The following is an 11,675-nucleotide window of genomic DNA, read 5'->3' as shown; positions in this document are numbered from 1 at the left end:
AACCTCAAAAAATTCGATAACACCGGTGAGGATATGGAGGATCTAATCTCTATCGGCCTCACTGGTTTGGAACACCCCTTATTGTTGCTTGTACCATAAGACTGAGCTGAGCGGCTTCACAAGCCGCTTCATGCTGCAGTCTTTTTCTCTGTACCGATAAACAAACCTGCCGATAATTGCATGTTTGATAACGTATTATCTCTTAAGCTCACAGATCGAACTGCGGCGTACAAATGCTACGCGGACCGGAGCAGTTAAGCCTCAATGGATATGGTTCCCGGAGAGCTTACGGAATTGGGAGGGCGAAATTCCCATCCCCCGGGTAAACACCAGAGTGAAGTACTGAGCCGTCTGGAATCCGGTCAAGTCCGCAATATGTTTGATGGAAAGTGAGGTTGTGCGCAGTAAATGGGCAGCCCGGTCAAGTCGATGCTTATTGACAAATTGGGAGAATGTTCTTCCAATCTCCTTTCGGAGAATCCGGGATAGCTGCCGGACAGACAGATGGAGATGCAAGGCAGCGTCTTCTACTAAAATTGCTTGTTCCAGATTGTCCACCACATAGGCTTCCATCCGTTGGATCAGAGCGGAGGGATGGAGACGGCTCCTGCTTCTGGATTTATGCTCGGCATATCTGTCCCAAGGCCCGCATAACCCCTGAAGGAATTGCATGGAGAACTGGCATAGCAGTTGGTTGTCCGGCTCTATGGATTCGGCAAGATGAAGGAGAGCAAGCCATAGCTGGATAACAGAAGAGGATAAGGACATCTTCCGGACGGGTGCCAATTCGTGAACCGAGCTGCCGGGAAATAGGGGTTCAAATCCAACATAAATAAGATAGGTTCCCGGCGTATTGATAATCTGGTGCGGAATACCCGGCCTTGAGAGAATCATTGTCTCAGATTCAAAGGGGAATTCTTCTCCGTTCTCCAGATACGTCCCTGCGCCCTCGAGGACATAGCAAATCTCGTAGAACGAGTGTTTGTGAATTCGATTCGATTGATGCCTCGGTGCAATACCCCAATAATGGACTCGGAACTGCGGCTCCAGAGCTAGGTTAACCGCTGACTGATTTAGCCGTACATCGGCCATTTGAAATTCGTAGAGGCTAGTCATTCGAATACATCCCTTTCAGTATGGCCGAATTTTATAACTAATTGTCTTTATATTATAACAATAGTTTGGAGGAACAAGTTAAAATACTCTTATAATTATAACAATTGGAGGGGAACTAATGTTGAATCGCGATGAAAGTGATTTATGGGCAAGAAGCCGCTTGGGCTGTCAGGTGTGGCTGGAGCCGGATGATACGGAAGAGCGGGTTGGGCGGTTGTTTGAGGCTGCTCATATGTCAGGTCTTGGTTGGGTGCGCCTCTTCCTCATGTGGCCATGGATCGAAGAGAAGCCGGGGGTCTGGGACTTCAACGTATTCGACTATGCCTTTAATGCAGCCGCTAAATACGGAATCCAAATTAAGGCGACATTGACTGCAAATTCGGGTCCCTGGCATATCGGCACGCCCTCCATGCTGCACTCGCATACGGGATTCCTTCTGCCGGAACAGAGGGAGCCTATGAAGGAATATATTACTCGCTGCGTCGTCCGCTACCGGGAGCATCCCGCCTTGGGGCAGTGGATTCTGTGGAACGAGCCTACAGGGGGGGGCGATCGTACGGAGGAATCCTTGAAGCATTGGCAGGATTGGCTCGCTGGCGCTTATTCCCATGAAATTGAAGGTTTAAATAAACGCTGGAGAACTGGCTACTCCAGCTTCGGGGAAGTGCCGTTCCCGGAGGATATACCAAGAGAAGAGCACAAGGGAAGCCATTGGAATAGCTATGGTCCCTGGTTGGAGGACTGGAAATCCCGGTGCCATTGGCTATGCAAGGAAATCGCTTGGATTAAGGATAGAGTCAGAGAGCACGACACCCGGACGGAGACCTGTGTCAATCCTATGCCTTTTCTGGATAATCAGGCACATGGGGGCATGGATCTGAATGAAATGGGCAAAGTGGTCGAGATCATGGGAGCCTCTTATCATCCGGCTTGGAACTTCACATACACCGAGAGACAGGTGTTCCCTGGCCTGATTGCCGCCGGGGTGCTGAAGCAAGCAGCCACACCTTCCGTGAAGAGAGTGGAGGTTACGGAGGTTCAGACAGGGAATACACTGGCTTCATCAAATCGTCCTTGTGAGGCTTCTCCGGATGAAATTGCCAGGTTCTTCTTATCTGGCTTGGCTGCAGGAGCGGAATCCGTGACGGGATGGTGCTTAAATGTCCGCAGTATGGATTTTGAGGCGGGTGATTGGGGGCTGTTGACAGATATGGACGAGCCATCACCCAGAAGCAGAATGCTGGGGAGGGTTAAGGATACTCTCCGCAGAATCCATGCGGATATGGGCTCATGGAAGCCGGTGGCCCCGCAGGTCCGGGTCTTGTATGACGTCCGTTCACAGGCGTTGGAATGGGTGGAGAGCATGGGCTTGCCTCCTGTCAAGGGGCGGATGCTTCAGGACGGAGCCAACGGAGCGGCTTTGATTAATGCCAAGTGGCTTCAGTATGGGATTCCGGCCGTTATGACAAGACTCGAGGACCTTCCGTTGGAAGAGGGGAGCCAGGGTGGGTTGATCTTTATCACTCATCTGGTAGCTTGGGACGATGCAGGAGCAGACCGTATTCTATCCTTCGTGGAAGCGGGGGGGACGCTTGTTTTGGACGCGACGTCTGGTCGCAAGGATTATAATGCCAGGCTTCATCGTCCATGGCCTGGTGGTATAGCGAGCCGAATAGGCATGCAGTCGGAGGGACTTCAGTCCAACTACGAAGGCTATGATATCGCGATGCTGCATATGAAGCTAGGCCAACTAATTGCAGCTCGTGCTGAGGTTCGGTTCCAACCGGATGCCGGCTGGAAGCCGTGGAGGGAATTCCGATTCCAAAAGGATGGACAGCCGTTAATCCATGAGCGTCCGTATGGTCGGGGCAAGATCATATACGTAAATGGACTTCTAGGCCCCTCGTTGGTTCATGAACCCTCAGCCACTGCCGTTGTGGATGGGATACTCCATACCTTGGCCAAGGAATTAGCACCTTACGTGCAACCGGCTGCAGGCCTGGGAACGGCGTTCGCTCTGCACGTAGAAGGCGAACGCGGAGGGACCTTAAGCGTGATTGTTGCCGAATCAAGATCCGACAGGGGCGGGAAGCCGATGCGGCTTATTGCTAAGCCCGGCATCTATCACGATTATTGGTCGGGTCTACCCGTCGAGGTCGGTAACGACGGGGAGATGGTCCTGGATTGCAACGAGGGAGTTGCCTTGATTCGAGAGTCTGGTACCCCCTGACAGGGTCTTATCTTCTGTCTAACATCTGGTTCTGTATAATCTTTTATACTTCCGACCGAAGGTAGGAAATAAATAAACATGGAAAAAGCCGGAACGTGCCGCGTACAGCAGCCGATCCGGCTTTCTTGTGTTTAGTTGGATCATAGAGAGCTTAAACCAGCTGCAGCCCACATGCTCTAGAGGGTCAGTCAACTTAATATCGTTACCCTTTGACTGATCCGGCGGTAAGGCCGTCAATCAAATATCGCTGCAGGAAGAGATAGAGCAGCAAGATAGGGAATGCTATTATAATAGAAGCTGCAAACAGTTGAGACCAGTCCGTGCTGAACTGTCCCTTGAAGGCAATCAATCCGAGCGGAAGTGTCTGCTTTTCAGGGGTGCTCAGGAATACTAAAGCGTTGAAGAAGTCGTTCCAAACAGACAGCGTATTGATGATGATGACGGTAACGGTAGCCGGGAGAACAAGGGGAACAATAATGATCCAAAAGGTTTTCCAATGATTTAGTCCGTCCATCCGTGCAGATTCTTCAATCTCGGAAGGAATAGTTATGAAGAATTTGGAGAAGATGAACACCGTCATAGACATGCATTGAGCCGAATAAATGAGAATGAGTCCCGTTCTGGTGTCAAATAACCCCATGTTATGAATCTGGGTAAACAAGGGGATCAACCCGGCGCTTGCCGGAAGAATCAGTCCCAGCATGAAGGCGGATAAGGTCCAACCCGCAATGCTTCCTACTTTGATGCGGGTGATAGCATAAGCTGCAAGCGAACCGAAAACGACAACGATCGCTACAGAGAATCCCGTCACGATTATGCTGTTAAAGGAATTTCGAATCATGTTGCCTTTTTCCCATGCTGCCGCATAATTGGAGAATATCCATTCAGACGGCAATCCAGTAGGGTTTTCCAACAAATCCTTCTTGGACTTCAATGAACTGAATAACATGATGCTCAGGGGGGCGAGAATCGCCCAAGAGGCTGCCAGCAGGACCACATAGGTTGCAAGTTTGATCAGAAGATTGTTCTTCTTCATTAGTAGTGCACCTCCCTGCGGGACAGAATGGCATACTGAACCGCGGATATGATGCAAATACCGATTGTCATAACCAATGCGATGGATGTCCCGTAGCCAAGCCGTTGAGACTGGAAGGCAATATTATAGATCAGGGTGCCGAAGGTTTCCGTCTTATGGGCCGGACCGCCGCCCGTCAACAGATAGACCTGGTCGAACTGCTTCAGGCAGCCAATGACGGCAATCACGCTATTAATTGTAATAGAAGGCGCCAATAAAGGGAGGGTAATACGCCGGAATTGTGTCCAGCGTCCTGCGCCGTCAATTTCTCCCGCTTCGTAGAGGTCGGAAGGGATCGTTTTGAGCCCTGCAAGATAAATCACCATGGAATAGCCGGTATACTCCCATATCAACACGGCGCTAATGGACAACATGGAATATTTGGGGTCGCCGAGCCAATCCACCTTAGATAGATGATCAAGCCCGATTGAGCTCATAAACGGACCGATCACGCCTGACAGGGGCGAATACATGTAGCTCCATATATAACTGATGACTGCCGTGCTTAGAAGGACAGGGAGGAAGATGACCGCCCGGAAAATTTCCATGCCTTTAAGCTTTTGATTCAGAATGACGGCGAAAATAACGGCAAAGGCATTTTGCATGATGACAACGACAACGGTTAGAATAAGATTGTTTTTCATGGCGGTTCGAACCCATTCGTCGCTGGCCAGCTCCCGGAAATTGCTAAAGCCCACAAAGCTTGGCGTGTCCAAAAAAGAGTTCCAATCCGTAAATGCGTACACAAAGCCTTTGAGAATCGGGTAGGCATAAAAGGCCATAAAGATGATCATTGCCGGAAGAACAAACAGGAGAAAGGCAGGAAGGTCCCTCCACTTTCTTCTCATCACATATCACTCCTGGAGACAAGTAAAGAGGGCGACGGCTCGCGGCACCCTCTTTACTGTCGGTTTATTTAGTCTTATTATCTGTGTCCTGCGCCTTCTGAAGAGCCTGAGCGGAATCACTCGGTTGGCCTTCGCCGAGAAGCAGCATTTGAAGCTGTGATGAGAGCTCGTTGTAAACCCCCGGTGTAAGCTTCGTGACCATATCAGGTACCCCTAACTTAAACAGAGGATTCCACAATGGCGCCATTGGATGGAAGTCAACCGTTCCGTCTTTCACCGTACTGAAGATCTTTTGCTCCATAGATACGATTTTGGCGTTTTCCGGCTGGGCCATAAATTCCAGGAATTTCTTCACTTCATTAGGATGTTTGGTCCACTCAATGCCGCTTAGTACGTTATCACTGACAATCGGAACCTTCAATTCCTCGCCCTTTTTGTTGAAGGGGATAGGGAATACACCTACCTCAAAATCCTTGAAATCGTTTGGGAATTTATCCAGAGCCCAACTGCCCATCAACCACATGGCTGCCTGCTTGCTTTGGAAGGCTTGAACGCCTTGATCATAACCAGCCCCGCCGGTTCCTTCCAATAGATAGCCCTTCTTGGCAAGCTCGAGAGGGATGCTGAACAATTCGGAGTAGCCTGCATCAGCCCATTTCGCTTCTCCTTTGCTGAGTTTGTCGAAGGTGCCGGGTTTGTTTGCTTCTAGCATGCTTCCTTGTGGATTAAAGTAATAAAGAAGTGTCCAGCCGTCCTTCAGGGAGGCAACCAGAGGAGCAACTCCTCCCGCTTTCAACTTCTCACAGACAGCAAGGAATTCTTCATAGTTGGTGGGTAGGGTGGTGATCCCATTAGCCTTGAACAGGTCTTTGTTGTAAAATGCCCCGATAGCATACTGCCCGAAGGTATAACCCAGCTGCTTGCCATTGTATTGTCCATTCTCAATGGATACGGAATTCAGGTTATCGAGGAAGGCGGAGCCGCCGATGTCCATCAAGGCATTCGTCTTGGCGGCAACACCGAATTCATTCTGGTTGGCACGCAAAGTTACAATATCAAGATCCGCTTTGGCAGCCAGTCTGGAAAGAGCCGTCGTGTTGAAGTTGGCAGATTCGACCTGTTCGTATTGAATGGTAATATTAGGGTTTTCCTTATTGAACTTGTCCAGGAGCTGCTTGTTCTCAGGGTTGAATGCCATCCAGCGAAGGGTCACCTTTTTGTCAGCCCCGCTTGGTTGGGAAGAGCTCTCCGCACCGGTGTTGCTACTTGAGTTGCTTCCGCAGCCGGCCAAGAGACTGAGAGACAGTGTTAATGCAAATGCCCCGTTCAGCCATTTTCGATTTTTCATTGTTTTTCTTTCCCCCCTATACGTTCTGTAGTTTTTTGTTTACGCTTTCAGATTACAAAATGTAAGCACTTTCAACAACCGATCAATATAAGTGCAAGGTCACATATCTCCACCTTGTAATGCTAAACTTCACTTTTTTAACCCACAAAAAAGAAGAGGGCACTTCATCTCATCGATCCTGCTTATTGGAAGTTTTGAATTCGATTGGAGTCATGCCGGTTAATATTTTGAACCACTTGGAGAAGTACCTGGGATTCGGGTATCCGATCTCTTCTCCAACCTTGGAAACGGCAGTCCCCTCCAGAAGGAGCTGCTTGGCCTTCTCCAGCTTGAGATTGCCGATATAGCGGATAAAGGATTGCCCGGTCTCCTGCTTAAACAGCCGACTTAAATAATTGGGAGTTACCTTTGCAGCTTCGGCAGCCTGCTCCAAGCCTATGCTTAAGTGATAGTTCTGTCTTATATATTCTTGTGCCTTAATAAGTGTTGTAGAGGCAGGAATGCCATCGTTACCGAAGTGAACGAGATGCTCATTGATTTGCCGGCGGATTTTGGACCATTCATACTTTCCGCCCAGCTTGATGATATCGGGTTGTGTGTCCAAGAAACGAGTAATTTTCCATTCCAGTTCCTCTTGAACCCTTCGAATCTCCTCGTCCGAATAGGTGAGAGAGCACATGAAGAGGAGGACTGCCCCGTTCTTATACAAGGCTGTATCACTGCGACCCATCTGCCGAATATGCTCGGAGATAATGACATGCAGAGAGCGAATCCATCCGTTATCATCCAGCTCCTTCCCTTTGAGTGAGGCGATGAACACGTGGGTATTTCCATTCCAGAAGGGGATCTGGAAAATTTGCTTGTCTACGGATGACGGTTTAACACCCTCATGCATCAGCATGTTTTCGAGGCAATACGATTTCAGCTCCAGCCGCGAAACTGGAGCAAGCTGGGATTGCTGCCGCTCCGGCAGGGATTGAAGCAGACGGGTGAGCAGAGTCTCCAGCTCCTGCTTGTTGATGGACGTTTTGACAATATAGTCAAAGGCCCCTAGCCGGACCGCTTCCCGGGTATATTCATAATCCGTATAGCTGCTTAGGATGACAAACTTAACATCCGGATACTTGTCTTTGCAGGCCTTCATTAGCTCAAGTCCGTCCATCACGGGCATCCTAATATCTGTAAAGACGATATCGATAGCTTCACGCTCCATCATTTCCAACGCTTCTTTCCCGTTGCCAGCTTCCGCAGCCCAGTGAATGCCGAGACTCTCCCAGTCAAACATGACCTTTAAGCCCATGCGAATCAGGGTTTCATCTTCAACGACCATAAGATTCCTCATATCCCATCATTTCCTCCTTTGTTTCCCGGGAAACATAGATTGACAATTGTACCTTCCCCCATGCTGCTTGTGATCGAGAAGCCGTACGCTTCACCGTACTCCAGCTTCAGCCGGTTGTTCACATTGATGAGCGCTGTTCCCAATCCTTGGGTTCCTTGCAATACAGGGTTCGCACGGGTAAGCAGTGTAGGGAGCCGTTCCGGAGATATCCCGGCTCCGGTATCCTGGATGGTAATCTGAAACTGCCCCGAGAACTCATCGTAGGCGGTGCGGATCTCAATGGAGAACGTAGAGTCTCCCTGATTCATGCCATGGAACACTGCATTCTCCATAATCGGCTGGATAAGGAAAGGCAATAGCTCGTAATCTTCATGTTCGGGCGCTATGTTGTATTTGACGGGAATAGGTCTCATATAACGCATTTCCAGCAGCGATACGTAATTATCAACAAACTGGATTTCTTCCTTCATTTTCACTTTATTCTTGTAGCTTTGAGTAGAATAACGCATCAGCTGCATGAATGTCTCCAAAGCATGCGAGATCTCCTGAGCATTCTGCATCATGGCCATCATCCGGATTGCACTGAGCGTATTGTACATAAAATGGGGATTCATTTGAGCCAGTAGAGCGTCTGTTTCGGCTTTACGCTTCAGTTTTTCCTCTTCAGAAATCCGTTCCAGCAGATTCTTCAGCTCGTAAACCATCGAATTAAACGAATGGGTGAGGAATCCAATTTCATCCTTTCCTTGAAAGGGAAGGGAAATGTTGAAGTTACCGCTTCGAAGCAAATTCATGTGCCTTGACAGCAGTTTAATGGGCTGGGCAACACTGCGGGAAACAACGCCGGCAAGAACGATGGACAACAGAAGAAGGGCGAGAATGACATAGATGGTAAATCGGAAAATACGATTCAGATCGCTGAACAATTCATCCGATGTGATGTAGTAGGTGGTGCTCCAGCCTGTATAGGAAGAAACATGGTTGACACCTATCCAGCGTTTACCATCTTTTTTCCATTGGAAAAATACTGATTCATCACTGGCTGCTTTGCCTTCCGCCAGCATCAGCTCCTTCTCTGAACCGGGAGGCTGCTGAGAATACAGGATATTCTGATACTGGTCCATAATCACTACGTTTCCCTTATTAACCTTTTCAATCGTATATGTGAAGACGGATGGGTCCACATCGATGGCAAACACACCGATTTTCTCTCCTGTGATTACACTCGTTACATAGCGGGCAAAGGTGATGACCTGATCGGAGATGACTGGACTGAAAAATTGACTCTCATCCCGGAGTCCGGAATTGACCAAACCGCCTTCCCGTTCGATCACCTGTTGATACCAGGCTTCTTTTTTTACCTTATTAACGGGATATACCGCTCGGCCTGCTGAGTAACCGTATACATTGTCCTCTTTCGACATCATATAGATAGCCCGAATTCCTTCTTGGAGACTTTGTAGACCCATGAAGTAGTTATGCAGTTCTTTTTCATTCTGAAGCGTAAGGGAACCGGCATCGTTCTGTGGAGTTTTGCTCAGAATCTGATATAAGGCCGTTTCGCCAAAAGGAATTATGGTCATTCGATCGATCAGCCGCAGGTATTTCTCAACGCTCTGATCGATTTGTTTGGTAACTACGAGAAAGTCCTCCTGAGCTTTTCTCTCGCTGTCTCTCTGAAGGGTAAGGTACACGGAAGAAGCAAGGATGATCAGGGGGAGGATGGCGAGTAACAGATAGGTGATGAAAAACCTGACTTGAATTTTCTGGTCTTTCCAACGAAAATTGCGTATTCTCATTATTCCTTCACCTGCCATTCTTTCGTATCTTGTCCACGCATAGAGAAAGGATGTCCCTATTCCTCGCAACCCTCCGGTACGGTAAAATAGAACATCCTCTACAAGGTTAGTAGGGTCATTGTATCAAAGGTTGTACGCTTTTGAGAAGAGTATCCCATAAGGAGATGTCTGATACCTCAGGTAACAGTCAGGGGGGAGTGGTGATTGTGATTTCAGTTTTGGCAGGTATAAGTAGTTTTTTGTCGAATTATAGGTTTAACCACTTGAATTACCGATGTATCGGTGGTTTCATGAAGGATACTTTTATTCAGAGCGGGCGGGGGTCTCAACATGCTCACACTATTAATTTTAACAATCCTCTATGGAGTGCCGGCCTTTTTCTTACTTTATATGGCTTTGGAAATCCATTTTAAGAATCGGTTGAACCTATTGCACCGGCTAAGTTCGGCCATGCTTCTGTTGACGTCCGTCTGGTTCAGCATCGAACTATGGAAGAACACGTCGAATCCGGATGCCGCTCTGTTCAAGGGAGTCGTCTTATATATTGAATACCCGATCCTATGTCTTAGTATGATGATCGGAATGCATCAAGTGTTTCTTATCACCAATAAATTTGAAAGATATTCGAAGACACTCTTGATGGCCGTTAGCTATGTGCCTATGGGCCTATTCATGCTAACCATTCCCCTGAATGGTTGGATGTACCAAGAATTATCCGTATTCGGTCAAACGGGTTCCCAGCAAACAGGCTTAGGCTTCTCCATCTTTGTCGTTTTGAACTTGGCCTATTACACAGTTGAAATCATCATGCTAGCGTGGTTTAGGAGTAAAAATGAAACGGAATTTAAAAAGGTCCGCGTTTGGCTGAAAGGCCTATTATTATCAATAGCATGGTTTATTACGGTCGGTATACTAGAGGCTAAGTTTTACGAATACATTCGATCAATCAGTCCGTTCGGTATCCTGTTTTTGGCGTTATCCATTCGAATTTCGATTCTGAAGTACTCCTCATTCCCCACCTATGAAGAGCGGTTTCTCAAATTATTCCAGCTTATACCCGATGCTATCTTGCTTTTGAATAAAAAAGGAATCGTAACGGAAGCTAACACAGCCGCCTTAAATCTGCTGGGTGCAAAGAATGGGGAAGTCAGGGGTCAACCCTTAGCCTCTATGTTTCATCCGGAGGATAAGGAAAGGATCTCCGACTATCTGGTCCAAATGGCGCATAACGGGAATAAGCCGAGTTTTATGGAAATCCGGTGTAAACGCCTCAACGGCGACAGCATGGTCCTAGCCCTGAATTCCGACAACCTGGATGTTGAATATGACCTCATGCAGTTTCTTATTATTCGCGATATTACTGTTGCCAAACAATCGGAGGAGAGAATCTCCTATCTGGCCTATCATGACGGATTGACCGGGCTGCTCAACCGGGTATCATTCCAGAGGGATCTGGAGGCCTTAATGGACAAGAAGCAGCAATTTGCATTATTATCGTTGGATTTGGATGACTTCAAAAATATCAATGATACATATGGCCATCAGGCAGGAGACAGTGCTCTGCAGCACATGGCGAAGAAGATCGGGGAAATGGCCGTTATCGATGAAAGCGCATACCGCTTGGGAGGCGATGAATTCGTTCTGTTATTGCCCGGTGTAGCTCAATTGGGCGAAGCGGAGGAGCGTGCCGCGCGAATTCGTGAGACCCTGAGAACGCCGATGACCTATTCCCACTATGAGATTGAAGTGAGAACCAGTATAGGTATCGGGCTGTATCCCAATGATGGAGATACAGCCGAAGGACTGGTCCGGGCCACGGACCATGCCATGTACCGTGACAAAAAGAGTCGTAAATCATTAGAATAACCCATACATATTGGTGAGATTTCTCCTGCTTCTTTGCGACTTATGATTAAT

General features: G+C 48.1%; 8 protein-coding genes. 2 read left to right on the top strand and 6 right to left on the bottom strand.

Annotated features, from left to right (window positions below; translation table 11 throughout):
* Nucleotides 1–261: 261 nt before the first annotated feature.
* A complete protein-coding gene (locus tag PWYN_RS04835) occupies nucleotides 262–1,116 on the bottom strand; it encodes an AraC family transcriptional regulator (protein ID WP_036649061.1) in 855 nt (284 codons plus the stop codon).
* 118 nt (nucleotides 1,117–1,234) lie between these two features.
* On the opposite strand from PWYN_RS04835, the gene PWYN_RS04830 reads away from it, so the two are divergent.
* Nucleotides 1,235–3,346: a beta-galactosidase gene (locus PWYN_RS04830; protein WP_036649059.1), complete on the top strand. Its 2,112-nt coding sequence runs from the start codon at nucleotides 1,235–1,237 to the stop codon at nucleotides 3,344–3,346.
* A 202-nt stretch (nucleotides 3,347–3,548) separates the two neighbouring features.
* On the opposite strand, the gene PWYN_RS04825 is transcribed toward PWYN_RS04830, so the two are convergent.
* From PWYN_RS04825 to PWYN_RS04805, 5 genes are all read right to left on the bottom strand, one after another.
* Nucleotides 3,549–4,382: a carbohydrate ABC transporter permease gene (locus tag PWYN_RS04825; RefSeq protein ID WP_036649057.1), complete on the bottom strand. Its 834-nt coding sequence runs from the start codon at nucleotides 4,380–4,382 to the stop codon at nucleotides 3,549–3,551.
* The gene (locus PWYN_RS04820; RefSeq protein ID WP_052087756.1) at nucleotides 4,382–5,269 is read right to left on the bottom strand and encodes a carbohydrate ABC transporter permease; all 888 of its coding nucleotides are present in this window, start codon (nucleotides 5,267–5,269) and stop codon (nucleotides 4,382–4,384) included. Before PWYN_RS04820 ends, PWYN_RS04825 begins: the two co-directional genes overlap by 1 nt.
* Nucleotides 5,270–5,333: 64 nt before the next feature.
* The gene (locus PWYN_RS04815; RefSeq protein ID WP_036649055.1) at nucleotides 5,334–6,617 is read right to left on the bottom strand and encodes an ABC transporter substrate-binding protein; all 1,284 of its coding nucleotides are present in this window, start codon (nucleotides 6,615–6,617) and stop codon (nucleotides 5,334–5,336) included.
* A 169-nt stretch (nucleotides 6,618–6,786) separates the two neighbouring features.
* Entirely contained in the window at nucleotides 6,787–7,959 is a 1,173-nt protein-coding gene (locus tag PWYN_RS04810; protein WP_036649053.1) for a response regulator transcription factor, read from the bottom strand.
* Nucleotides 7,956–9,758: a sensor histidine kinase gene (locus tag PWYN_RS04805; RefSeq protein ID WP_036649052.1), complete on the bottom strand. Its 1,803-nt coding sequence runs from the start codon at nucleotides 9,756–9,758 to the stop codon at nucleotides 7,956–7,958. The genes PWYN_RS04810 and PWYN_RS04805 overlap by 4 nt, the downstream gene beginning before the upstream one ends.
* Nucleotides 9,759–10,088: 330 nt before the next feature.
* Here PWYN_RS04805 and PWYN_RS04800 point away from each other — a divergent pair, with 330 nt between their 5' ends.
* Nucleotides 10,089–11,624, top strand: a complete 1,536-nt coding sequence (locus PWYN_RS04800) for a sensor domain-containing diguanylate cyclase (RefSeq protein ID WP_036649049.1) — start codon at nucleotides 10,089–10,091, stop codon at nucleotides 11,622–11,624.
* The last annotated feature ends 51 nt before the right edge of the window (nucleotides 11,625–11,675 follow it).

Origin of the sequence: Paenibacillus wynnii (assembly GCF_000757885.1) — a bacterium.
In the GTDB taxonomy this organism is placed as follows: Bacteria; Bacillota; Bacilli; order Paenibacillales; family Paenibacillaceae; genus Paenibacillus_AQ; species Paenibacillus_AQ wynnii.
Note: the sequence above shows the minus strand (reverse complement) of the source record. Positions and strands in the feature narration are given on the sequence as shown.